The organism is Pseudomonas sp. B424, from assembly GCF_055408345.1.
This window is the reverse complement of the sequence record NZ_JBUZTL010000002.1, coordinates 24,823-48,522: the sequence shown is the minus strand read 5'-3', so window position 1 is coordinate 48,522 and position 23,700 is coordinate 24,823. Positions and strand designations below refer to the sequence as shown.

Annotated in this window: 19 protein-coding genes; 12 read left to right on the top strand and 7 right to left on the bottom strand. The window is 57.7% G+C overall.

Going from position 1 to position 23,700, the window contains the following annotated elements:
• Window positions 1–71: 71 nt before the first annotated feature.
• From ACZRMS_RS02575 to ACZRMS_RS02545, 7 genes are all read left to right on the top strand, one after another.
• Window positions 72–386, top strand: a complete 315-nt coding sequence (locus ACZRMS_RS02575; RefSeq protein WP_463993994.1) for an ElaB/YgaM/YqjD family protein — start codon at window positions 72–74, stop codon at window positions 384–386.
• A 1-nt stretch (window position 387) separates the two neighbouring features.
• A complete protein-coding gene (locus tag ACZRMS_RS02570) occupies window positions 388–762 on the top strand; it encodes a phage holin family protein (RefSeq protein ID WP_463993993.1) in 375 nt (124 codons plus the stop codon).
• A complete protein-coding gene (locus ACZRMS_RS02565; protein WP_463993992.1) occupies window positions 759–1,100 on the top strand; it encodes a hypothetical protein in 342 nt (113 codons plus the stop codon). The genes ACZRMS_RS02570 and ACZRMS_RS02565 overlap by 4 nt, the downstream gene beginning before the upstream one ends.
• A 138-nt stretch (window positions 1,101–1,238) precedes the next feature.
• Window positions 1,239–2,570, top strand: coding sequence for a deoxyguanosinetriphosphate triphosphohydrolase (locus tag ACZRMS_RS02560; protein ID WP_463993991.1), 1,332 nt, complete (start codon window positions 1,239–1,241; stop codon window positions 2,568–2,570).
• Between the two features lie 325 nt (window positions 2,571–2,895).
• Window positions 2,896–3,522, top strand: coding sequence for a response regulator (locus ACZRMS_RS02555; protein ID WP_463993990.1), 627 nt, complete (start codon window positions 2,896–2,898; stop codon window positions 3,520–3,522).
• Between the two features lie 8 nt (window positions 3,523–3,530).
• On the top strand, window positions 3,531–7,154 hold the full coding sequence (locus ACZRMS_RS02550) for a transporter substrate-binding domain-containing protein (RefSeq protein ID WP_463993989.1): 3,624 nt from the start codon (window positions 3,531–3,533) through the stop codon (window positions 7,152–7,154).
• 95 nt (window positions 7,155–7,249) lie between these two features.
• Window positions 7,250–10,207, top strand: coding sequence for an HD domain-containing phosphohydrolase (locus ACZRMS_RS02545; protein ID WP_463993988.1), 2,958 nt, complete (start codon window positions 7,250–7,252; stop codon window positions 10,205–10,207).
• Here ACZRMS_RS02545 and ACZRMS_RS02540 read toward each other — a convergent pair.
• Window positions 10,204–10,686: a GAF domain-containing protein gene (locus ACZRMS_RS02540; RefSeq protein WP_463993987.1), complete on the bottom strand. Its 483-nt coding sequence runs from the start codon at window positions 10,684–10,686 to the stop codon at window positions 10,204–10,206. The genes ACZRMS_RS02545 and ACZRMS_RS02540 overlap by 4 nt on opposite strands.
• A complete protein-coding gene (locus ACZRMS_RS02535) occupies window positions 10,679–11,572 on the bottom strand; it encodes an ATP-binding protein (protein WP_463993986.1) in 894 nt (297 codons plus the stop codon). The genes ACZRMS_RS02540 and ACZRMS_RS02535 overlap by 8 nt, the downstream gene beginning before the upstream one ends.
• Before the next feature lie 176 nt (window positions 11,573–11,748).
• On the opposite strand from ACZRMS_RS02535, the gene ACZRMS_RS02530 reads away from it, so the two are divergent.
• Complete coding sequence (locus tag ACZRMS_RS02530; RefSeq protein WP_463993985.1) at window positions 11,749–14,064, top strand: response regulator; 2,316 nt, start codon at window positions 11,749–11,751, stop codon at window positions 14,062–14,064.
• 4 nt (window positions 14,065–14,068) lie between these two features.
• On the opposite strand, the gene ACZRMS_RS02525 is transcribed toward ACZRMS_RS02530, so the two are convergent.
• Both ACZRMS_RS02525 and msrB read right to left on the bottom strand, forming a co-directional pair.
• A complete protein-coding gene (locus tag ACZRMS_RS02525) occupies window positions 14,069–14,554 on the bottom strand; it encodes a glutathione peroxidase (RefSeq protein ID WP_463993984.1) in 486 nt (161 codons plus the stop codon).
• A gap of 17 nt (window positions 14,555–14,571) precedes the next feature.
• Entirely contained in the window at window positions 14,572–14,967 is a 396-nt protein-coding gene (gene msrB, locus ACZRMS_RS02520; RefSeq protein ID WP_463993983.1) for a peptide-methionine (R)-S-oxide reductase MsrB, read from the bottom strand.
• A gap of 208 nt (window positions 14,968–15,175) precedes the next feature.
• On the opposite strand from msrB, the gene ACZRMS_RS02515 reads away from it, so the two are divergent.
• Together ACZRMS_RS02515 and htpX are read left to right on the top strand one after the other, a co-directional pair.
• On the top strand, window positions 15,176–16,387 hold the full coding sequence (locus ACZRMS_RS02515) for a pyridoxal phosphate-dependent aminotransferase (RefSeq protein ID WP_463993982.1): 1,212 nt from the start codon (window positions 15,176–15,178) through the stop codon (window positions 16,385–16,387).
• A 314-nt stretch (window positions 16,388–16,701) separates the two neighbouring features.
• Complete coding sequence (htpX, locus tag ACZRMS_RS02510) at window positions 16,702–17,589, top strand: protease HtpX (RefSeq protein ID WP_463993981.1); 888 nt, start codon at window positions 16,702–16,704, stop codon at window positions 17,587–17,589.
• 56 nt (window positions 17,590–17,645) lie between these two features.
• Here the strand turns inward: htpX and ACZRMS_RS02505 are convergent, their stop codons facing one another.
• Complete coding sequence (locus ACZRMS_RS02505) at window positions 17,646–18,311, bottom strand: thiopurine S-methyltransferase (RefSeq protein WP_463993980.1); 666 nt, start codon at window positions 18,309–18,311, stop codon at window positions 17,646–17,648.
• 101 nt (window positions 18,312–18,412) lie between these two features.
• Here ACZRMS_RS02505 and ACZRMS_RS02500 point away from each other — a divergent pair, with 101 nt between their 5' ends.
• Window positions 18,413–19,180, top strand: a complete 768-nt coding sequence (locus ACZRMS_RS02500; RefSeq protein WP_463993979.1) for a DODA-type extradiol aromatic ring-opening family dioxygenase — start codon at window positions 18,413–18,415, stop codon at window positions 19,178–19,180.
• A 150-nt stretch (window positions 19,181–19,330) separates the two neighbouring features.
• Here the strand turns inward: ACZRMS_RS02500 and ACZRMS_RS02495 are convergent, their stop codons facing one another.
• Both ACZRMS_RS02495 and ACZRMS_RS02490 read right to left on the bottom strand, forming a co-directional pair.
• On the bottom strand, window positions 19,331–21,004 hold the full coding sequence (locus tag ACZRMS_RS02495) for a DEAD/DEAH box helicase (RefSeq protein WP_048358745.1): 1,674 nt from the start codon (window positions 21,002–21,004) through the stop codon (window positions 19,331–19,333).
• A 371-nt stretch (window positions 21,005–21,375) separates the two neighbouring features.
• Entirely contained in the window at window positions 21,376–22,131 is a 756-nt protein-coding gene (locus tag ACZRMS_RS02490) for a spermidine synthase (RefSeq protein WP_463993978.1), read from the bottom strand.
• Between the two features lie 158 nt (window positions 22,132–22,289).
• On the opposite strand from ACZRMS_RS02490, the gene ACZRMS_RS02485 reads away from it, so the two are divergent.
• Window positions 22,290–23,636: a class II 3-deoxy-7-phosphoheptulonate synthase gene (locus ACZRMS_RS02485; protein ID WP_463993977.1), complete on the top strand. Its 1,347-nt coding sequence runs from the start codon at window positions 22,290–22,292 to the stop codon at window positions 23,634–23,636.
• The last annotated feature ends 64 nt before the right edge of the window (window positions 23,637–23,700 follow it).

Here is a 23,700-nt window from a genome sequence, read left to right as displayed (position 1 = left end):
CACAGAATCTGAGTGAACCTTCGCCGAAGGCCTACACTCGAATCTTCAACAAGCCACTAACGGAGTTAATCATGGCCCGCAAAACAGCAAAGAATGCTCAAGAAATACTGATGGCCGATTTCCAGGCTCTGGTGCTCGACACCGAAAAGCTGCTGGAGCACACAGCCTCGCTGGCCGGAGATCAGGTTGAGGAGCTGCGTGCCCAGATCAAGGACAGCCTGTTTAAAGCCCGCGAAACACTGGAAGAAACCAAGGGCACTTTGCAGGACCGTGGCCAGGCTGCCGTGGTGGCTACTGAAGATTACGTTCAGGCAAATCCTTGGCAGTCCGTGGGTATCGCGGCTGGTGTGGGTTTTTTGATTGGCCTGCTGGCAACTCGGCGCTGATATGACAGACGAATCCGGTTCCCCCCGTTCTTCACCGCGGCGCCTGGGTGCCGCATTCCTGGGTCTGCTGCACAGCCACGTCGAACTGCTGGGCATCGAACTGCAAGAGCAGAAGGCACGCACTGTCAGCCTGCTGTTGTTTGCCGGGTTGGCACTGGTGTTCGCGCTGTTGCTGCTGATCGGGCTATCGGCGCTGGTGCTGATTTTGCTCTGGGACAGTTACCGCCTGAGCGGCATTCTCGGGCTTTGCCTGTTTTATACGCTGGCCGCTATTTTCTGCGGGCTGCGTCTTAAAGCCGCGGTGTTCGATGAGTCCTCTCCTTTCAACGCCACGCTCGAAGAGCTGGCCAAAGACCGCGAGCGTTTGCTGCCATGAACCTGCCTGAAATGCCAAAAAATGCCTCACGCCAGGAACTGCGCAAAACGTTGATTCGTTTACGCATGGAAATGCACCGCCAGGAGATTCGTCACGAATCGCAACAGTTGCTGCAACCGCTGCAAAAAATGCGCGGCATGACCAGCAACTGGCAAGAAAACCTGGGCATCAAGCACGCGCCTCTTTGGGGCGTCGGGATTGTGTCCCTGCTCGGTTTTCTGACGGGCAGAAGCGCAAAAAGCAAAGGGGGCGACGGGACATCGCGCTGGATCGGCTTGACCACAGGTCTGTTGCCACTGATCAAAATGGTCATCCAGGCCGCTTCGCGCAAGCCTTGATACTCGCTTTGTGTAGCCGCTGAAGAGCCTAGCGAGGCTGCGATCGAGGTGATGCCGATCGCAGCCTTCGGCAGCGGCTACAACATACTGCCCATAAGCGATAAGCTGCGTTATCAGCCATTAACGGAGCACAGCGCCTTGGATTGGCAAACCCTGCTTAATCGCGAACGCCTCGGCAAGCCTCACCACAGCCCGGAAGAACTCGGGCGCAGCCCGTTCCACAAAGACCACGACCGGATTATCTTTTCGGGCGCATTTCGCCGTCTGGGCCGCAAGACCCAAGTCCACCCGGTCAACAGTAACGACCATATCCACACCCGGCTCACCCACTCGCTTGAAGTCAGCTGCGTCGGTCGCTCGCTGGGCATGCGCGTGGGCGAGACAATCCGCAGTGCCTTGCCACAATGGTGTGACCCGGCCGATCTGGGCATGGTGGTGCAGTCCGCCTGCCTGGCCCATGACATTGGCAATCCGCCCTTCGGTCACTCCGGGGAAGACGCCATTCGCAACTGGTTCGGGCAAGCCGCCGAGCGTGGCTGGCTGGACGACATGAGTGATGCCGAGCGCAATGACTTCTTGAACTTTGAAGGGAACGCCCAGGGTTTCCGGGTGCTGACGCAACTGGAGTATCACCAGTTCGATGGCGGCACGCGCCTGACACATGCAACCCTGGGGACTTTCCTCAAATACCCCTGGACTGCCCGCCATGCCGACTCGCTGGGGTATAAAAAGCACAAGTTCGGGTGCTACCAGAGCGAGCTGCACCTGCTCGAAGGCATCGCCCACAAGCTGGGCCTGCCCCAGATTGAAGACCAGCGCTGGGCACGTCACCCCTTGGTGTACCTGATGGAGGCAGCCGATGACATTTGTTACGGCCTGATCGACCTTGAGGATGGCCTGGAGATGGACCTGCTGCAGTACAGCGAAGTCGAGTCGCTGCTATTGGGGCTGGTGGGCGATGACTTGCCCCAGACCTATCGCCAGCTCGGGCCCCGGGACTCTGAGCGACGCAAGCTGGCGATCCTGCGCGGCAAGGCCATCGAGCACCTGACCAACGCAGCCGCACGTGCCTTTGTCGAACAGCAGGAAGCCCTGCTGGCAGGCACCCTGCAGGGGGATCTGGTCGAACATATGCACGGCCCGGCCAAGCGCTGCGTCCTGGATGCCAAAGACATGGCACGCAAAAAAATCTTCCAGGACAAACGCAAAACCCTGCATGAAATCGGCGCTTACACGACCCTGGAAATCCTGCTCAATGCTTTTTGTGGCGCAGCACTGGAGCAGCATGGCGGACGAGCACCATCGTTCAAGAATCGTCGCATTCTCGACTTGCTGGGCAATAACGCCCCGGACCCAAACGGGTCATTACATCGCTCGTACATGCGCATCATCGACTTTATCGCCGGCATGACCGACAACTACGCCACTGACATGGCAAGGGAAATGACCGGTCGCTCCAGCCCGGTCTGATCGCTGTTGCCCACCCGAAAAACCGGGCGGGCAACATCGTTTAAAACACTAAACACATACAACTTAACACTACTTAAAGAATATACATTATTGTAGGAGCGCTCTTACAAACACAAAAAACATCTACACATTCGAAACTCCAGACCATAAATCCGACTAGACAAACAGCCAATTCCCTAAACCCCCCAAACAATTAGTGAGCACACGCCTTATTTGCCGTAGGGATTTTCCCATACTACGCTTGCGGGCTACTCAATTCGTGCCTCCACTCTTACATCTGAGATAAGGTGCCCGCTTTCTATACAGCACTTTATGGGGAAGCAATATGAATACCGTTTTTATTGTTGATGACCATCCGGTTATCCGACTGGCCATTCGCATGTTGTTAGAGCATGAAGGTTATGAAATAGTCGGCGAAACCGACAATGGCGTAGATGCAATGCAGATGATCCGCGAATGCGTCCCGGACCTGATAATTCTTGATATCAGCATTCCAAAACTGGATGGCCTGGAAGTGCTGTCCCGCTTCAACGCAATGAATTCGACCCTTAAAACCCTGGTCCTCACAGCTCAGTCTCCTACGCTTTTCGCCATGCGTTGCATGCAATCCGGCGCGGCGGGCTATGTGTGCAAACAAGAAGACTTGAGTGAACTTGTCAGTGCAATAAAAGCTGTCTTTTCTGGCTACAATTACTTTCCAAGCCAAGCATTGACTCCTGAAAACTGCAGCGACAGTAACTTATCCGAAGTCGAGCTTTTTAAATTAGTCAACGACCGGGAACTCATGGTACTTAAGCTGTTCGCTCAAGGTAAAACAAACAAGGAAATCGCCACTGGCATGTTCCTCAGTAATAAAACCGTGAGCACGTACAAAAAGCGACTCATGCAAAAATTAAAAGCCAATTCACTGGTTGATCTTATCGAGCTGGCCAAACGTAACGCCTTGGTGTGAGAAACAGGATGCCCACGCGGTTAAACAAGTATCTATCACTGTTTGCAGGGTTAATCCTGTGCGCATCAGTGCACGCCGAAACACCCCGCACTGAAACCTACTCTTTGCTCAGCCGCTCGGGCACCCATCACATGGAAGTGCCACTGGATAAAGCGCAACGTTATTGGCTCCAGGAAAAACGCGAACTCCTGGTAGGAACCTCCACTCCCGACTATCCCCCCTTCGACATGACCGACAGCCGTCAGGACTACGAAGGTTTAACAGCCGACTATGTCGGCATTCTGGCCAAAGCCCTGAATGTGTCGATCCTGGTTCAGCGCTTTGCTTCCAGAGAGGCTGCAATCACCGCGCTTGAAGAAGGCAGAATTGACCTGCTCGGCACTTCAAACGGCTTTGAAGCCTCCAACCAGAACCTGTTGCTGTCCACGCCATACGCCATCGACCAGCCCGTGCTGGTAACCCGCGAAGGGGAAACACGCTCGCTATCGCAAGGCCTGGCGGGCTTGCGCTTGAGCATGGTGTACCACTACTTGCCACTGGATGAGGTCAAGGCGCTCTACCCCAACGCAATCATCCAGTCATACCCTTCCTATCAAAATGCCATTAATGCAGTGGCTTTCGATCAGGCGGATGTATTTTTGGGGGACACCCTGTCGACCCATTACATGATCAACAAGGGGTATCTGAAAAACATCAAAATGGCCAACTTCAGCAAACACGAAGCCAATGGTTTCAGTTTTGCCGTACGCCGTGACAACGTGCAACTGCTCGAGATTATCAACACCACACTCAACGCCGTCCCCAATGGTGAGCAAGAGAACATTGCCAAACGCTGGAGCGCAGGCAGTGACATTCTGCTGTCCGATCAAAAACTTCAACTTACCGAGCGTGAAAAACGCTGGCTGGCCCAACACCCGGTGGTCAAGGTGGCGGTCAACGAGGCCATGGCGCCACTGACTTTCTTTAACGCCAACGGCAATTTCAGGGGCATAACTGCCGACCTGCTGGAGATGGTCCGCCTGCGCACGGGCCTGCGTTTCGAGATACAGCGCGCCCATAGCCTCAACACCATGATCCAGATGATCGATCAACACGAAATCGACATCATAGCCGCCATCAGCCCGTCTGCTTCCCGGGAAGAGACCCTTAACTTCAGCCGTCCTTATCTCGTTAACTCATCTGTCCTGCTCACGGCAAAAGGCCCGGAACAACCTTCAAGCCTTGAACAACTGGCCGGTAAAAAGCTGGCCCTGACCCAGGGCAACCCCCTGACCGAATACCTGCGCACTGAATACCCAAAAATACAACTGGTCCAAACCGAGGATATCTATAGCGCCACAGAGCTGTTGGCCGAAGGCAAAGTGCAAGGTGCGGTCAATACTCTGGTCATTGCCAATTACCTGCTGAACTCCCGCCTGTTCCAGGGCCGCTTGCAGATCAGCGCCACCATTGGCGCCCAACCTGCAACGTTTTCCCTCGCCACGGCACGGGACGCCACCGAACTGGGCTCCATCCTCAACAAGGCCCTGTTGAGCATTGCCCCTGATGAACTGGGCATCATCAACAGTCGCTGGCGAGGCTATATCCCTGCCTCTGACAGTTACTGGCGCAACTATCACCGCCTGATTTACCAGATCATCATTGGCGCCAGCCTTTTGCTGCTGTTGTCAGTGGTGTGGAATGCCTATATGCGGCGTCAGATCTGCCAGCGAAAACTGGCTGAACGGGCACTCAACGACCAGTTCGAGTTCATGCGGGCACTGGTCGATGGCACGCCCCATCCCATTTATGTAAGAGATCGGGAAGGCATTCTCAAAACCTGCAATAACAGCTACCTCGAAGCTTTTTCGGCCAGGCGCGAAGAGATCATTGGCAAAACAGTGATGCAAACCTGCAGTTTTTTGAACAATGAATGTGAAGCCCATGATTATCAGGCCGACTACGTGCGTGTGATGCGCGAAGGCATACCGCTTGTCGTTGATCGCCCGCTGAATATCGGCGACAAAACGCTCACCATCTACCACTGGATTCTTCCCTACAGGGATTCGCTGGGTGAAGTACAGGGCATTATCGGAGGCTGGATTGACATCAGTGAGCGCCGCCAGCTGCTGGATGAGCTGCGCACGGCCAAAGAACTGGCAGATGAAGCCAACCGCGCCAAAAGCACGTTCCTGGCAACCATGAGCCATGAAATTCGCACGCCAATGAACGCAGTGATCGGCTTGCTCGAACTCACCTTGAAGCGTGCAGACCAGGGGCATCTTGACCGGCCCTCCATTGAAGTCGCCTACAACTCGGCCAAAGATCTGCTGGAGCTGATCGGCGATATTCTCGACATCGCCCGCATCGAATCCGGCCGCCTTAACCTGTCCCCCGAACGGGTCAACCTGCGCAACCTGGCCAATTCAGTAATTCGGGTTTTTGATGGCCTGGCCCGGCAAAAAAACCTGACCCTCTCACTGATCTTCAAACCTGAAAGCAGAGCCCCCGACGTACTGATCGACCCGCTTCGATTCAAGCAAATCCTGACCAACCTGATCAGCAATGCAATCAAGTTCACCAAATACGGGCAAGTGACCCTGGAGCTGGGCTTGCGGCCGACCGGCACCCCCGATCAGGTTGAGCTGCTGTTGAGCGTTAAAGACACCGGCATCGGCATCAGCCAGCGCGACCAGGCACGCCTGTTCGAACCTTTCGCCCAAGCGGAAAGCAGCGGGCAACTGGCCCTCAGTGGCGCAGGGCTGGGGCTGGTGATCTGCCGTAGCCTGTGTGAAATGATGGGTGGAACGCTTGAACTCAGCAGTCAGCCAAACGTCGGGACTCTCGTTCGAATAACACTCAAGATGCCAACCCTGCCACCTTGTCTGGCCACCACCACCCAGGAGCCTGCAATCAATCCCGCCGCCCGCCAGCTCAACGTACTGGTAGTGGACGACCATCCCGCCAACCGCCTGCTGATGTGCCAGCAACTGGGGTTTTTAGGGCATCGGTTTACCACCGAACATAACGGTGCCGAAGGACTGAAAGCCTGGAAAGAAGGAGCATTCGACCTGATCATTGCTGACTGCAACATGCCTGTCATGAACGGCTATGAACTGGCCCGGGCCATACGCGAGCATGAACAGGCGTCACATCTACGCCCCTGCACGGTATTGGGGTTCACAGCCAATGCCCAGCCTGAAGAGCGCCAGCGCTGCCTCGACGCTGGCATGGATGACTGCCTGTTCAAACCCATTAGTCTGACCCTGCTCAGTCAGCGTCTGACCACGCTGGAGTCGCTCCATACCGGCCCCCAGGTGTTCAACGTCGAATGCCTTTACTCGCTTTCAGGGCGCAATAACGCGCGGACAAAACTGTTGCTGGAGGAATTGTTGCGCAGCAACCAGCAGGATCTGAAGGCACTGCTCGAGCTGCCGGCTGACGGGGGGGTGCAAGGGTTTATCGACATTGCGCACCGGATCAAGGGCGCCGCCCGCATTGTGGGAGCCCATAGCCTGATCGAGCACTGTGAAACGCTGGAGCAAGCCAACCTTTCAAATCTCGTAGTGGCCCGCAATGAGGTTCAGGCGGCCATGAAAACCCTAGAGCAGGCATTGGCTCAACAGCTGGAAGAGCTGGCGAACAACGGCTGAACCGCAGATAGCCCCGGGCCGACCAAAGAGCAAGCTGGCCCGGATTTACTATGCTTACAGGCACCAGCACACTGTTATCTGCGGAGTAACTGCTCATGCGCAATACTGCGCACTCCCATAGTCGCCCGTTCCCTCTGCATGTCCACATCAGTGCGATGTTTACATTTTTGTTGTTCCTGCTGGGCATCGTACTGGGCGTATTCAACTACCAGCAAACGACCCTGATCATCCTCAGCAGCAGCCAGAAGCTGTTCAGCCCCATAGAACATGATGTACAGCAGGACCTGCTCAACACCTACCAGCCCATTCGGCACGCCCTGAATCTACTGGCCCTCAACCCCGATGCCATAACGGATCAGGTCGAGCTTCGAACGGGGTTGCTGCAACCCTTCGTACAAACACTCGAGGACAACCACACGCTGGCAGCGTTGTACCTTGGAGATGACGCCGGTAATTTTTTCCTTGTCAGGCCTTTGCGCAATGAAGCCGCCAGGCTCCGGGTGAAAGCCCCGTCACAGGCGAGCTACGAAGTCTGGACAATAGAGCGCTCAGCACATCCCGGCGCAGTGGAATCAAAAAAGCAGTATCTGGATGCATCCATGGTTGTACTGGAGCAGCGAGCCATTACCAATGAAGTGTATGACCCCCGCATCCGCAGCTGGTTTATCCCCGAACGCACCAGCACCGATCATCTGACCACTCCCCCCTACCTTTTTTTCACCACCCGGGAGGTCGGCACAACCTTGTCCAAACGCAGCACGGCTAAAACGGTCATTGGAGCGGATGTCACCCTTTCCGAACTCTCCAGCACCCTCGCCAGGCATCAGGTAACGCCCGGCACACAAATCGTTTTGTTCGGTGACGATGGCCGGGCGATCGCCTATCCGGACGCCAGCAAATTATTGAACGCCCAGGATCCCAAGCAGCTCCCCAAAGTTTCGGAATTAAGCCCGGCCCTGAGCACCCTGATCAGTCAGGGGGTAGATGCTCAACAGCGTCTGAACGACGGTCAGCGTCAATGGATCGTTACACGCTTCACGGTGAGCGACAGCGGTTCCAATGGCTTGCAATTGGCCATGATGATCCCGGAGGACGAGCTGCTGGCAGATGCTTACCATTTGCGCTGGCAAGGAGCGCTGGTGACCCTGGCCGCCCTGCTGCTCTGCCTGCCCCTGGGCTGGATAACGTCCCGATTGCTGGTCAGACCCTTGCAGGCGCTGGTGCAGGAAGCCGATGCCATTCGACGTTTCGATTTCAACTACCCGCTCAGGCAGCACTCGCCGGTGCTCGAAATCGACCAGTTGGCGGCGTCCATGGGCCGCATGAAAGAAACCCTCGCCAGTTTTTTTGAAATTACCTCCAGCCTCTCGTCCCATACCCGGTTTGAACCTTTATTGCAGTCAGTCCTGGTTGAGACGCTCAAGATTGCCCAGGCACAGGCCGGCCTGATTTACCTCACCAAAAACGAAAGCACGCTGCTGGAATTAAAGGGATTGATCATCAATGACCATCCCCGGGACCTGACGGCACTGCCACAGCCTGAAGTGGACCCGGGCGACAGCCAGACCCCGCAGTGGCTGCGCGAACTGTGTGAAGGCAAGGACAATGTTGCATGCACCCTCGACCTTGAGCAGGCCGGGAGCCTGCAGCCCGTGATGCGTGAACTGGGCAGCCAGAGCATCCACCTGATCGGTATCCGCCTGCACAACCGCCAGGGCGAGACCGTGGGCATTCTGGCGCTGGTGCTGAACGACAGCGGCTCCAGCGCCGACAAGGATCACTTGCGAGCTGACCGGGTGGCCTTTATCCAGGCCGTGTCCGGCACGGCGGCAGTGGCGATTGAAAGCCAGCGCCTGCAAGCCCGTCAAAAGCAATTGCTGGATGCGTTGATCGAACTGCTGGCGGGCGCTATCGACGCCAAAAGCCCCTATACCGCCAACCACTGCCAGCGCGTTCCGATCCTCACGCTGATGCTGGCCGAAGCGGCCGCAGCCAGCCAAAAGCCACCGTTCGAGCAGTACAGTCCCTCGGATGAACAATGGGAAGCCCTGCGCATTGCCGCCTGGCTACATGACTGCGGCAAGGTCACTACACCCGAGTATGTGGTCGACAAGGCCACCAAACTGGAAACCCTGTACGACCGTATTCACGAGATCCGCACCCGTTTTGAAGTGCTCAAGCGCGATACCTGGATCAACTACTGGCAAGCGCGCGCCATGGGCGGGGACGATCAGCAACTGACGCTGATACGCGATGCCTGCCTCTGTGCGCTGGATGACGATTTCGCCTTTGTCGCCCGGTGCAATCTGGGGGGCGAGGCCATGGCGGAGGCAGATCTGGAGCGTTTGAACACGATAGCCAGGCGCACATGGAGCCGGACACTGGACGATCGCCTCGGCGTGTCCTGGGAAGAGAACAATCGCCAGTCCACCCGCGAGCCACAAGCATTACCGGTGACCGAACAACTGCTGGCTGACAAACCCGAACACCTGCTCCCCCGGGCCGAATCCGAAGTGATTGCCCCTGACAACCCATGGGGCTTCAAACTCGATGTGCCCCACTACAAATTCAATCGGGGAGAACTCTACAACCTGAGTATCAGGCGCGGCACATTGACCGCAGAAGAGCGCTACATCATCAACAATCACATCGTTCAGACCATCCTGATGCTAAACAGCCTGCCCCTGCCCGGCTACCTGAGCAACATTGCCGAAATTGCCGGTGGCCATCACGAAAAAATGGACGGCAGCGGTTATCCAAAACGCCTGAAGCGTGAGGAGATGAGCCTGGAGTCACGGATGATGGCGATTGCCGATATTTTCGAGGCATTGACCGCCTCTGATCGCCCCTACAAACGCAGCAAAACGTTAAGCGAGGCGCTGAGCATCATGGCCGCCATGTGCCACGATGCTCATATTGACCCGCAGCTGTTCGCGCTGTTTATGCACGAACAGATTTTCATGCAGTACGCCCGGAAGTTTCTCGACCCTCAACAAATAGATTCGGTCGACATCGATGCGCTAATGCGCAAGGCCGGGCTCACGGGGAGTTAGCAGTCGCTCAGGCGCAGGAAGATAGCCGCCAGTGCTTCAACGCCCTGCTGGTCCTGCTCGGTAAACCGTCCGATGCTTGGGCTGTCCAGGTCCAGTACGCCAATCAGGCGGCCGTCCTTGAGCAGCGGAACCACCAGTTCACTGTTAGAAGCGCTGTCACAAGCAATATGCCCGGCAAACGCGTGCACATCCTCAACCCGCTGTGTTTGCCGGCTCGCCGCCGCAGCCCCGCATACGCCACGCCCGAAAGGAATGCGCACACAGGCAATCTGCCCCTGGAACGGCCCCAGCACCAGCTCTTCATTGCGATTAAGGTAAAACCCGGCCCAGTTCAGATCGTCCAGCTGGTGGTACAAAAAAGCCGAAAACTGCGCGGCATTGGCGATAAAATCCCGCTCATCGGCCAACAACGACTCCAGTTGGGCCTGCAGCAGGGTGTAGCCATTCAGGCCTGAACCTGCGGCGTTCAAATCAATCATTCGCTTGCTCCAGCAATTTTAAACCCACCCAATAACGCGCGAACTGATAGGCGCAACGGCCGTTGCGGTTGCCACGCCCGGTCGCCCAGCGCACGGCAAGAATATCCAGCGCCTCGTCGCGCTGCCACTGCAAACCGGCTTTGCCGGCCAGAACGTCGATCCAGTGCTCGACCACGCTCAGGAAGTGTTCCTGGGTAAACGGGTAGAACGACAGCCACAGACCGAAGCGGTCCGACAAGGCGATCTTGTCTTCCACCGCCTCGTTGGGATGAAGTTCACCGTCAACGTTCTTCCAGTTTTCGTTGTCGCTTTCCTTTTCAGGCACCAGGTGTCGACGGTTCGATGTGGCGTAGAGCAAAACGTTGTCCGGGGCTTGCTCCAGCGAGCCATCAAGCACACTTTTCAGCACCCGGTAATCACTCTCACCGGCCTCGAAGGACAAGTCATCGCAAAACAGCACAAAGCGCTGAGGCAAGCCCTGCAACTGCTCCACCACACGCGGCAGGTCGGCCAGATGGTCACGCTCGATTTCAATCAGGCGCAGGCCGGCCGACCCGTACTCCGCCAGCAGGGCCCGGATGATTGAAGACTTGCCAGTACCCCGTGATCCCCAGAGCAAGGCATGGTTGGCCGGCAAACCGTCGAGAAACTGCTTGGTGTTGCGGGCCAGCTGGTCACGCTGGGTATCGACGCCGATCAGGTCCGAAAGGCGCATTTCAAGGCTGACCTCGAGCGGCATCAAATAACCCGAGCGACCTTCACGCTGCCATCGGGCTGCGAGACAATCGTGCCACCCGATCGACTGGCGCGGCGCCGGCAACAGGGGTTCAAGACGTGCAAGGACCGCTTCGGCCCGCTCTAGAAAGGCATCCAGTTTAGAATCCACAACATGTCCTCGGACTGATACATAATGATGGCGTATTGCCATGAAAGGTGATCAACACCCATCCGCGATATGACTCACTCGCATTAGCCGCAAATACCGCAGTTATGCCTGCCGGTAAACCCGCTAATCGACTACTCTTGCACGCCGTAAGGAAATGGAAACAGGTGCAACACCCCATGGATACAAAACTCACCCATCGCCTGTCTTTCAAACAAGCCAAGCTGACAGTAATGGTCGGCCTGATTCTCGGGGCCATGCTTAGCCTGCTGCAAATCGGCATCGATTATGCCAGCGAAACAGCAGCCATCAATCGCGAAATCCAGTCGCTGCTTGAGATCAGTCATAGCCCGGCCTCACGCATTGCCTACAACCTTGACTCCGAACTGGCACAGGAACTGTTGTCGGGCCTCGTGCGCTCACCTGCGATCACCGGTGCAAAACTCACCGACAGCGACAATCTGGTCCTCGCATCGGTGCAGGATCAACCTGAAAGCGGGCGCTATCGGGCACTGAGCGACTTTCTTTTCGGCTCCAGCCGCTCCTTTGACGAGCGACTGTATTTCGACCACATGCCTGAGCGGAGCATGGGCGTGTTGCACCTTGACGTAGACACCTACCCTTTTGGCAGCCGGTTTTTGCACCGGGCGGAAGTCACGCTGATCAGCGGGTTTGTACGCAGCATTATCCTGACGTTTATCCTCCTGGGGCTGTTTTACGTGATGTTGACCCAGCCCCTGGTGCGGGTCATTCGCGAGATCAGCAACAGCAAGCCGGGGGACCCCGGGCAATCGAAGGTGCAGTGCCCTCCCGGCCATGAAGACGATGAAATTGGTGTCCTGGTCAACGCTGCCAATCAGCAGTTCGAAGCCATGGCACGCGAAATCGAGCATCGGCGCCGCGCCGAAAACCGCCTGACCGAGTATCTGGCGCAGCTGGAAACCATGGTCGCGGAGCGCACCCAGGAGCTGGAGGCCACCAACGACCAACTGCGCCACTCCAATGAAGAACTCGAAGCCGCGCGCAGCACTGCACTGGAAATGGCCCAGGCACGGTCAGCGTTCCTGGCCAACATGAGCCATGAGATACGCACACCGCTCAATGGTCTGCTTGGCATGCTCGCGCTGTGTCTGGACAGCCCGCTCAATGCCGAACAGCACCAGCAGCTGTCGATTGCCCATGACTCGGGCAAGGTCCTGGTCGAACTGCTGAATGACATTCTCGACCTGTCTAAATTCGATGCCGGGCAATTGGAACTTGAACATATTGCGTTCGATCTGGGCACGCTGATCGAAGACACCGCCAACCTGTTATCACAGAACGCCGCTCCCAGTGTGGAGCTGACGTGCCTGATCGATCCCGATTTTCCGGCACTGGTACTGGGCGACCCTACCCGGGCGCGCCAGATCGTCAGCAACCTGCTGTCCAACGCCTTGAAGTTCACCCGGTTCGGCCGGGTAGACGTGCGCCTGAGTGCCAAAAACGATCAGGTACGCATCGAAGTATGCGATACCGGCATCGGTATCGCCCAGGAGGCTCAGGCCAGGATCTTCAGACCCTTCACCCAGGCCGGCGCCGGCATCACCCGCCAGTTTGGCGGCACCGGCCTTGGGCTGACGCTGACCAACAGCCTGTGCGAGGTGATGCAGGGTCGATTGACCATCAGTTCGGAAATCGGTTTTGGCAGCCAGTTCTGCGCCGAACTGCCCCTGCCCTGCCACACCCCGGCTATCCGGCCAAAACCGCTGAGCGGCAGGGTGATTGTGGTGAGCGCGGCAAGCAGCGGCCTCAACGAAATGCTCAGCAGCTTTTTGCCTCTTTGGGGGCTGGAGTTCAAACGCTACTCGATGGACGATTCGTTGGCCGGTACCGATCCGCAGTTGCTGATTACTGACTGCCCGGAGTGCCTGTTTGGCCTGCGACCTGCCATCAGCGCGCCGATTTTGCTGGTCACTGCCTATGGCATCTTCATGCCCGGCGAGCAAGTCAATGCACTCGCGCCACTGCAGCAAAAGGCCAGGCCCTTGTCGCGTCTCGCCCTGTACCAAACCTTGCAACACTTGCTGCAAAAAGAAGAAGACAAACTCCCGAGCATTCGGACCAGCAACACGCCGGTGCAGCACCGCGCGCGAATCCTGCTGGTCGAAGACAACCCGGTCAACCAACTGGTGGCCAAGGGCATGCTGAGCAAGCTGGGGTGTGACGTAGTGGTCGCGTCCCACGGCGGCGAAGCCCTGAGCCGACTGGAACAGAGCACTTTCGATCTGGTGTTGATGGACTGCAACATGCCGGTGATGGATGGCTACGAAGCCAGCCGGCAAATTCGCCAGCGTGTGCGCTGGTCAAAGCTGCCCATCGTTGCCCTCACCGCCAATGCCATGCCCGAAGAGCGCGAACGTTGCCGCTCGGCCGGGATGAACGACTACCTGGCCAAACCCTTTCGGCGTGAAGAACTCGCCGCCCTGATCGACACCTGGGTAGCGCCAAAAGCCTGAGCCTTCACACCAGCAATGCTTCGATGTCCGCCTTGAGGGCTTCCGGTTTGGTGGTCGGGGCATAACGCTTGACGCTTTTGCCGTCGCCACTGACCAGGAACTTGGTGAAGTTCCACTTGATGCCTTGCGAGCCCAGCAACCCCGGGGCGCGTTTCTTGAGCTGGATAAACAGCGGGTGCGCCTGACTGCCGTTGACGTCGATCTTCTTGAACAGCGGGAAGGTCACGCCAAAATTCAACTCGCAAAACTGCGAGATGGCCGCCTCATCGCCCGGCTCCTGCTGCCCGAACTGGTTGCACGGGAAGCCCAGAATAACCAGCCCCTGATCCCCGTACTGCTGCCACAAGGCTTCGAGCCCCTTGTACTGCGGCGTAAAGCCGCACTTGCTGGCGGTATTGACCACCAGCACGGCCTTGCCCCCGAAATCCGCCAGGGTTTTTGCCTCACCGCCCAGAGTGGTACAGGGAATGTCGAACAGATTGTCGTTCATCACGGTGCCTCAAAAAGTCAGTCGCGGGGAACCAGGTCCAGGCACACCGAGTTGATGCAGTAGCGCAACCCGGTCGGTGGCGGACCATCGGGAAATACATGGCCCAAATGCGCATCACATTTGGCGCAGACCACTTCGGTACGCACCATGCCGTGGCTGACGTCACGGATCTCGATCATCGCATTGTCGCCAATCGGCTGATAAAAGCTCGGCCAGCCGCAACCGGAATCGAACTTGGCCGCCGAGTCGAACAACGGCTCGTTGCAGCAAATGCAGTGGTAGACACCGTCCGTTTTAGTGGCATTGTACTTACCCGAAAACGGCCGTTCGGTGCCTTTAAGGCGGCACACGTTGTATTGCTCAGGATCGAGCATGGCCTTCCATTCTTCTTGGGTTTTGCTCAACTTTTCCATGGTTCTGCCTCTGCAACTGAAAAACCACGACCAGTGGCTTTTCCAGGGGTCGGGTGGCACGTATGATTGCGCCTCGCTAAGCGCCAGTCTGGCACCCGCCCCAGCTGCATTCAAACGGATTCTTGAAGCGAGGCGGTGTTAGCGCAGGATTTCCCAGTGCAGGGGTGCTCACTCTGTCTGGATCGTTCATTTTCGGGATCACATCGCCATGCAGGTCAGCAAATCAAACAAGCTCGCCAACGTCTGTTATGACATTCGCGGCCCAGTGCTCAAGCACGCCAAGCGTCTGGAGGAGGAAGGTCATCGCATCCTCAAGCTGAATATCGGCAACCCGGCGCCTTTTGGTTTTGAAGCGCCGGACGAAATCCTTCAGGACGTGATCCGCAACCTGCCGACTGCCCAGGGCTACAGTGACTCAAAAGGCCTGTTCAGCGCGCGCAAGGCGGTGATGCAGTACTACCAGCAAAAGCAGGTAGAGGGTGTCGGCATTGAAGACATCTACCTGGGCAACGGCGTGTCCGAGCTGATCGTGATGTCGCTGCAAGCGCTGCTCAACAACGGCGACGAAGTTCTGGTGCCGGCACCTGACTACCCGCTGTGGACTGCTGCAGTAACGCTGGCCGGCGGTCACCCTGTGCACTACCTCTGTGACGAACAGGCCAACTGGTGGCCTGACCTGGCCGACATCAAGGCCAGGATCACCCCCAATACCAAGGCCATGGTCATCATCAACCCGAACAACCCAACGGGTGCGGTGTACTCCAGGGAAGTGCTGCTGGACATGCTGGAGATTGCACGCCAGCACAACCTGGTGGTGTTTTCGGACGAAATCTACGACAAGATCCTGTACGACGATGCCGTGCACATCTGCACCGCGTCGCTGGCGCCGGACGTGCTGTGTCTGACCTTCAACGGCCTGTCCAAGTCGTACCGGGTAGCAGGTTTCCGCTCGGGCTGGATCGCCATCTCCGGGCCCAAGCAAAACGCCCAGAGCTACATCGAGGGCATCGACATGCTGGCCAACATGCGCCTGTGCGCCAACGTGCCCAGCCAGCATGCCATTCAGACGGCACTGGGCGGCTACCAGAGCATCAACGACCTGGTGCTGCCGAACGGCCGTCTGCTGGAGCAGCGCAACCGTACATGGGAACTGCTCAACGATATCCCTGGCGTGAGCTGCGTGAAACCCATGGGCGCGCTGTACGCGTTCCCGCGCATCGACCCGAAAGTGTGCCCGATCCTCAACGACGAGAAGTTCGTACTGGACCTGCTGCTCTCGGAAAAGCTGCTGGTGGTTCAAGGCACCGCGTTCAACTGGCCATGGCCCGACCACTTCCGTGTCGTGACCTTGCCCCGTGTCGACGAACTGGATATGGCCATCGGCCGGATCGGTAACTTCCTGAAGACCTACCGTCAGTAGTTTCTTTATATGCTGTGTGACCTATCAAAAGTCGCACAGCATGTGTCTGATGAAATATTCTTCACACCTGCCTCCCATCCCCCTCCCGCACTGCCGCACTTATCCCGATAACGGGTCAATCCCCTGTATTTACGAGGTTCGGATGGCACTTTCGGCGTGAAAAAAAGTCAATCCGTATTAGGAAACGCCGGCCAGGCGACTAGAATCGGTCTGTAGGACACAGTTTGAAATAGTCACTCGGTTGAATAGCCTGAAGCAGCACCTTATATACCCGCATACGGCAACACCCCCAAGTCGAGGAGATTCTTACAACCATGATGCGCATCCTGCTGTTTTTGGCCACTAACCTGGCGGTCGTGCTGATTGCCAGCATCACCCTGAGCCTGTTCGGCTTTGACGGGTTCATGGCGGCCAACGGGGTTGATCTGAACCTCAGTCAGCTGTTGGTATTCTGTGCAGTCTTTGGTTTCGCAGGGTCCTTGTTCTCGCTGTTCATTTCCAAATGGATGGCAAAAATGAGCACCAGCACCCAGGTGATTACTCAGCCTCGTACCCGTCACGAACAATGGTTGATGCAAACCGTTGAGCAATTGTCCCGCGAAGCCGGGATAAAAATGCCTGAAGTGGGTATCTTCCCGGCATACGAGGCCAATGCCTTCGCCACGGGCTGGAATAAAAACGATGCGCTGGTTGCAGTCAGCCAGGGCTTGCTGGAGCGTTTCTCACCCGACGAGGTGAAAGCGGTACTGGCTCACGAAATCGGTCACGTCGCCAACGGCGACATGGTCACCCTGGCACTGGTGCAGGGCGTGGTGAACACCTTTGTCATGTTCTTCGCCCGTATCATCGGCAACTTTGTCGACAAGGTCGTGTTCAAGAACAATGAAGGGCGCGGCATTGCCTACTATGTGGCGACCATCTTCGCTGAACTGGTACTGGGCTTCCTGGCCAGCGCCATTGTGATGTGGTTCTCGCGCAAACGTGAGTTCCGGGCAGACGAAGCCGGTGCGCAGCTTGCTGGCACTGCGGCCATGATCAGTGCCCTGCAGCGCCTGCGCTCCGAGCAGGGCCTGCCGGTGCACATGCCTGACACCATGGCGGCCTTTGGCATCAACGGCGGCCTCAAGCAAGGCCTGGCGCGGATGTTCATGAGCCACCCGCCACTGGAAGAGCGTATCGATGCACTGCGTCGCCGCGGCTAACCCCACGGCAAGCACAAAAAAGGGCAACCGAGGTTGCCCTTTTTTTGTGCCCGCATTCAGGCCTTGCCGGTTTTCTCCAGGCGATACACCCGCTCCACCAGGCGCGTCACACCGCCCTTGAGGAACTTCCATTCCTTATCGAGCACATCCGGCTGCTCGATAATTTCCAGCGCCCAGTCCGGGGCCAGCAAGCCCTGGACCTCGGCGTCCGGCACCGAGAACGGCGGCCCTTTCATTTCCGACTGATCGTAGTCGAGAGTAATCAGCAGCCCCTTGCAACCCGTCGGCAGGATCCTGGACAGATGCCGGGCATAGGCTGCGCGCATCTCGGGAGGGAATGCGATCATTGCCGCACGATCGTACAGCCCCACACAGGACGCCACATCGGCCGCCGTCAGCGCAAAGACATCACCGCACAAGATGGTCACCGGGCCCGCCTCGTACACCTTGAAGGCGCCCTGCTGACGAATCTGCGGCTCGACCTTCTGTTCGCTGAAGAACTGCTCCACGGCTGTCTGGGTCAGCTCTACGCCCAGAACTTCAAAGCCGCTGGACGCCAGCCAGCTCAAATCCAGGCTTTTCCCGCACAACGGCACCAGCACACGGCCGCCCTGCTCCAGTTCGAGCCCGGACCAAAGCCGCTGCAGGTACGGGTTGACCGCCTGCAGATGAAAGCCGATCTGATTGCGGTCCCAGCGGTCGTGCCAAAATTCGGGCTGCATGATTCACCTTTAAATTCGATAGATAAGTACTAAAACTTATATTGGATTTAGATCAATGATCGGGATGAAGATGAAGCATCTTAACCTTGAGGACGTCTTTCATGCTCCCCAGCCTGTTTATCTCCCATGGCTCGCCAATGCTAGCACTGGAACCGGGCGCCAGTGGCCCGGCACTCAAGCGCCTGGCGGCCGAGCTGCCGCGCCCGAAAGCCATCGTGCTGGTTTCCGCGCACTGGGAAAGTCCCGACCTGAGGGTCGCCAGCCATCCGGCACCCGAAACCTGGCACGACTTCGCAGGCTTCCCGCCGGCGCTATTTGCGGTGCAGTACCCTGCCCCCGGCGAACCGGCACTGGCTGCGCATATCGTCCAATTGCTGGCAGACCATGGCTTGCGGGCCCGACTGGACGCCAAACGCCCTTTTGACCATGGCGCCTGGGTGCCGTTGTCGTTGATGTACCCGGCAGCCGACATTCCCGTGGTGCAGGTGTCCCTCCCCAGCCAGCTGGGCCCGGCCGCACAGACCGAGGTGGGCCGCGCCCTGGCCGGCCTGCGCAGTGAAGGTGTCCTGATCATCGGTTCGGGCAGCATCACCCACAACCTGCGCGAGCTGGACTGGCACGCCGGACCCGAAAGCATTGAGCCGTGGGCCAAGGCCTTTCGTGACTGGATGATCGACAAACTCGCCAGTGATGACGAAGCAGCACTGCACCACTACCGCCAACTGGCACCCTTTGCCGCCAAAAACCATCCCAGCGACGAGCACCTGCTGCCGTTGTACTTTGCCCGCGGCGCCGGTGGTGCGTTCAGCATTGCCCACCAGGGCTGGACGCTGGGTGCGTTGGGGATGGATATTTATAAATTTGCCTGACCACTTGCGGGAGCGGGTTTGCTCGCGATTGTAGCGACTCGACTTGCCTGACAGATCCGTCGCCGACAGCACGCATCCTCAAATCCCAGGCAAAAAAAATCCCCGAACCGGTCGGGGATTTTTTTAGCGATCAATCACAGCAAGCCGTGATCAATCTTCGCGATAGCGACGCAGCTTGAGCTGCTTGCCAGCAACGCGGGTGTCTTTCAGTTTGGCCAGCAAACCTTCCAGACCTGCTTCCGGCAGTTCTACCAGGCTGAAGCTGTCACGCACCTGGATACGACCGATTGCTTCACGTGCCAGGCCACCCTCATTGAGGATAGCGCCCAGCAGGTTTTTGGCAGCGATACCATCACGCGCACCCAGCGCGGTACGGCAGCGAGCACGGCCTTCGGCCAATGGAACCGGAGCACGACGCTCACGATCACCACGGTCCGGACGGTCGCCAGTACGCTCGGACGAACGCTCACGTGGAGCGCTGTTCGGCACCAGTGGGCGATCGCGCTCGATAGCAGCCAGGGTCAGGGCCTGACCGTTGGTTGCCTTGCGCAGCAGAGCAGCGGCCAGAGCACGAGGGCTGCAACCGATATCGGCAATCAGGCGATCCAGCAGATCACCGTGAGTTGCTTCAGCGTCAGCTACCAGCGGGGTCAGGCTGTTGGTCAACTTCTTGATGCGGGCATCGAGAACAGCTTGAGCATCCGGTAGGCGGACTTCGGCAACCTTCTGACCGGTTACACGCTCGATCACTTGCAGCATGCGGCGCTCACGAGGAGTTACCAGCAACAGCGCGCGACCTTCGCGACCTGCACGGCCGGTACGGCCGATACGGTGAACGTAGGACTCTGGATCGTAAGGCATGTCAACGTTGAACACGTGAGTGATACGTGGAACATCAAGACCACGAGCAGCAACGTCGGTCGCCACAACGATGTCCAGACGGCCATCCTTGAGGGATTCGATCACGCGCTCACGCTGGTTCTGAGCAATGTCACCGTTCAGCGCAGCAGCTTTATAGCCTTTGGCTTCAAGGGCACTTGCCAGATCCAGGGTCGCTTGCTTGGTGCGAACGAACATGATCAGGGCGTCGAAATCTTCAACTTCCAGCAGGCTCAATACAGCCGAGGTCTTCTGGTCAGCGTGAACCAACAGGTGAGCCTGTTCGATCGCGGTAACGGTCTGAGTCTTGGTCTGGATCTTCACGTGTTGCGGATCGCGCAGATGGCGCTCAGCAATGGCACGGATCGACTGCGGCAAGGTTGCCGAGAACAATACGGTCTGACGGGTTGGAGGAAGAGCCTTGAAGATAACTTCAAGATCGTCCATGAAACCCAGTTTCAACATTTCGTCAGCTTCGTCCAGAACCAGGTGGTTCACGGTCGACAGAACTTTTTCGTCGCGACGCAGGTGGTCGCACAGACGGCCCGGAGTGGCGACAACGATCTGTGCGCCATTACGGATTGCTTTCAGTTGTGGACCCATAGGGGCGCCGCCGTAAACGGCCACAACGGTAACGCCAGGCATTTGCTTGGCATAGGTTTCGAAAGCGGTTGCTACTTGCAGCGCCAACTCACGGGTTGGCGCCAGGATCAGGGCTTGCGGCTCGCGCTTAGCAGGATCGATGCGGTGCAGGATCGGCAGGGCGAACGCTGCGGTTTTACCCGTACCGGTTTGCGCCTGACCAATCATGTCGTGACCGGCCATGATGATCGGGATCGATTGATGCTGAATAGCCGAAGGTTCTTCGTAGCCAGTCGCGATGACAGCTGCAAGAATGTTCGGATTAAGATTAAAAGCGGCGAAGCCGCCGGTTTCCTGGGTCATGGGTCTGCCTCTAAGTGCATCCGCAAAGACCCATGCTCCAAAGCTGCGCATGCCGTGTAAGACTCAAGAGTCGCCCTGGCTGCTTTGTCGGCGGGGATTTGCGAAAACGTTAAATGAATGGAGCGTTCAGGAGTTGTCCGCGAAACGGACGAGCAGCCGAAGCGTGCTTCGGGAAATGCGACACCTAAACGTGGCCCGGCTAAAGGCCGGCGCGCACTATACCGGATTTATCAAAAAAAAGAAGGGTTTTTTTAGGGAACAATCGTCTGTACCCCTCTGTAGACCGGGCTTTAACGATATTTTCGACCTCAAAAAAACCCGCAACGCCTGCCCACTCAGGGGCAAACGCTAAAACGTTTCATCCTGGAGCCTCAAGTCGCCGGGCGGATTGCCTTGATCAGCGACTCCAGCGAATAGCCCAGGCGCGGTGCCAGAGCCTGTGCCCGGGCGCTCAGCGCGTTGATATCCAGGGTTTGCTCAAGGTCGGCAGGCACCATCAGGATGACGTTGCCCTCTTTCACCGGCAACTCCCAGTAATGGCGGTGATACAACCCGCGCAGCAAGGCCGCACCCAGAGGCTTGCCGTCATCGGTAGCCCACTGATTGATGATGAGCCAGCCGTTGGGGGCGAGTTTCTTTTGGCAGTTTTCGAGGAATGTCCACGCCAGATGACCGGCAGCAGGCCCAAGGTCGTTATAAAGGTCGACAAAGATCAGATCGGCCGGCTCGGCGCTGTCCAGCAGCTCGAGGGCATCACCAATGCGGATGAACAACCGCGGATCATCGTCCAGGCCCAGGAATTCAATAGCCAGACGCGGAACGTCCGGGCGCAGCTCAATGGCTTCAACATCTTCAAGGGGCAAAAACTTGAGGCACGCCTGGGTCAGGGTCCCGGCGCCAAGGCCCAGGAACAAGGCGCTCTCAGGGGCCTCATGGCACAGCGCGCCGATGAACATGGCGCGGGTGTAGTCGTATTCCAGCCAGCTGGGATCAGCGGTGAACACACAACTTTGCTCGATCGCATCGCCAAATTCGAGGAAGCGGTAGTCTGCCACCTCCAGCACCCGAATCATGCCGAAGTCATCATGGACTTCGGCGAGCAGACGCTCAACGCGCTCCTCAGACATTTCCTCTCCTTGCCGCACCACGGTACTACCCGCAACGCTGTAAAAAACAACCACTCGGTGTCGAGCGCAAAGGCGCGATTGTCGGCCATTGCAGCGCAACAGGTCACGCACTAATTACTGCTACCATGGCCCATCCCCTACAAATACTAGAGTCTGCGATGAGCCCAATCTGGACCCCTGACAGCTGGCGTGCCCTGCCGATCCAGCAGCAACCCCACTACCCTGACGCCGCGCATCTGTTGCGCGTCGAGCAAAGCCTGGCCAGTTACCCGCCGCTGGTATTTGCCGGGGAAGCCCGCGAGCTGCGTCGCCAGTTTGCCGAGGTCACTCAAGGTAGGGCGTTTCTGCTTCAGGGCGGCGATTGTGCCGAAAGTTTTGCAGAGTTTTCTGCAGCCAAGATTCGCGACACGTTCAAGGTCTTGCTGCAAATGGCCATTGTGATGACCTTTGCGGCAGGTTGCCCGGTGGTCAAGGTCGGACGCATGGCCGGGCAATTCGCCAAGCCGCGCTCGGCCAATGACGAAACGATCAACGGCGTCACGCTGCCGGCCTACCGTGGCGACATCGTCAACGGTATCGGCTTCGATGAAAAAAGCCGCGTGCCCGATCCGGAGCGCCTGTTGCAGTCGTATCACCAGTCCACCGCCACGCTCAACCTGCTGCGCGCCTTCGCCCAGGGCGGCTTTGCCGACCTGCATCAGGTGCACAAGTGGAACCTGGACTTTATCGCCAACTCGGCGCTGGCTGAAAAGTACAGCCAACTGGCCGACCGCATCGACGAAACCCTGGCTTTTATGCGTGCCTGCGGCATGGACAGTTCGCCGCAACTGCGCGAAACCAGCTTCTTTACCGCCCACGAAGCGTTGCTGTTGAACTACGAAGAAGCTTTCGTGCGCCGCGACAGCCTGACCAACGATTACTACGATTGCTCGGCGCACATGCTGTGGATCGGTGACCGTACGCGCCAGCTGGACGGTGCCCACGTCGAGTTCCTGCGCGGGGTAAACAACCCGATCGGGGTCAAGGTCGGCCCCAGCATGAACAACGAAGACCTGATCCGCCTGATCGACATCCTCAACCCGGACAACGACCCGGGCCGCCTCAACCTGATCGTGCGCATGGGCGCCGACAAGGTGGGCGATCACTTGCCGCAGCTGATTCGCGCCGTTGAAGGCGAAGGCAAACAGGTGCTGTGGAGCTGCGACCCGATGCACGCCAACACCATCAAGGCCAGCAGCGGCTACAAGACCCGCGACTTTGCGCAGATCCTGGGCGAGGTGAAGCAGTTCTTCCAGGTGCACGAGGCTGAGGGCAGCTACGCCGGCGGGATTCACATCGAAATGACCGGGCAGAACGTTACCGAGTGCATCGGCGGGGCCAACCCGATTACCGAAGACGGTTTGTCGGACCGCTACCACACCCACTGCGACCCGCGCATGAACGCCGACCAGTCGCTGGAACTGGCGTTTTTGATTGCCGAGACGCTAAAGCAAGTTAAGCGCTGATCCACCACCTTGCGGATGAAACTCTTGTGGGAGCGGGCTTGCTCGCGATGCAGACACCCCGGTG

What these genes read in the sequence shown, in the direction of transcription:
- ACZRMS_RS02550 (WP_463993989.1), top strand. Translation starts at nt 3,531, where the DNA reads ATGCCCACGCGGTTAAACAAGTATCTATCACTGTTTGCAGGGTTAATC.
- ACZRMS_RS02525 (WP_463993984.1), bottom strand. Translation starts at nt 14,554, where the DNA reads ATGAACGACAATCTGTTCGACATTCCCTGTACCACTCTGGGCGGTGAG.
- ACZRMS_RS02490 (WP_463993978.1), bottom strand. Translation starts at nt 22,131, where the DNA reads ATGTCTGAGGAGCGCGTTGAGCGTCTGCTCGCCGAAGTCCATGATGAC.
- ACZRMS_RS02530 (WP_463993985.1), top strand. Translation starts at nt 11,749, where the DNA reads ATGGATACAAAACTCACCCATCGCCTGTCTTTCAAACAAGCCAAGCTG.
- ACZRMS_RS02515 (WP_463993982.1), top strand. Translation starts at nt 15,176, where the DNA reads ATGCAGGTCAGCAAATCAAACAAGCTCGCCAACGTCTGTTATGACATT.
- ACZRMS_RS02545 (WP_463993988.1), top strand. Translation starts at nt 7,250, where the DNA reads ATGCGCAATACTGCGCACTCCCATAGTCGCCCGTTCCCTCTGCATGTC.
- ACZRMS_RS02495 (WP_048358745.1), bottom strand. Translation starts at nt 21,004, where the DNA reads ATGACCCAGGAAACCGGCGGCTTCGCCGCTTTTAATCTTAATCCGAAC.
- msrB (WP_463993983.1), bottom strand. Translation starts at nt 14,967, where the DNA reads ATGGAAAAGTTGAGCAAAACCCAAGAAGAATGGAAGGCCATGCTCGAT.
- ACZRMS_RS02570 (WP_463993993.1), top strand. Translation starts at nt 388, where the DNA reads ATGACAGACGAATCCGGTTCCCCCCGTTCTTCACCGCGGCGCCTGGGT.
- ACZRMS_RS02505 (WP_463993980.1), bottom strand. Translation starts at nt 18,311, where the DNA reads ATGCAGCCCGAATTTTGGCACGACCGCTGGGACCGCAATCAGATCGGC.
- ACZRMS_RS02555 (WP_463993990.1), top strand. Translation starts at nt 2,896, where the DNA reads ATGAATACCGTTTTTATTGTTGATGACCATCCGGTTATCCGACTGGCC.
- ACZRMS_RS02485 (WP_463993977.1), top strand. Translation starts at nt 22,290, where the DNA reads ATGAGCCCAATCTGGACCCCTGACAGCTGGCGTGCCCTGCCGATCCAG.
- ACZRMS_RS02575 (WP_463993994.1), top strand. Translation starts at nt 72, where the DNA reads ATGGCCCGCAAAACAGCAAAGAATGCTCAAGAAATACTGATGGCCGAT.
- ACZRMS_RS02500 (WP_463993979.1), top strand. Translation starts at nt 18,413, where the DNA reads ATGCTCCCCAGCCTGTTTATCTCCCATGGCTCGCCAATGCTAGCACTG.
- ACZRMS_RS02540 (WP_463993987.1), bottom strand. Translation starts at nt 10,686, where the DNA reads ATGATTGATTTGAACGCCGCAGGTTCAGGCCTGAATGGCTACACCCTG.
- htpX (WP_463993981.1), top strand. Translation starts at nt 16,702, where the DNA reads ATGATGCGCATCCTGCTGTTTTTGGCCACTAACCTGGCGGTCGTGCTG.
- ACZRMS_RS02565 (WP_463993992.1), top strand. Translation starts at nt 759, where the DNA reads ATGAACCTGCCTGAAATGCCAAAAAATGCCTCACGCCAGGAACTGCGC.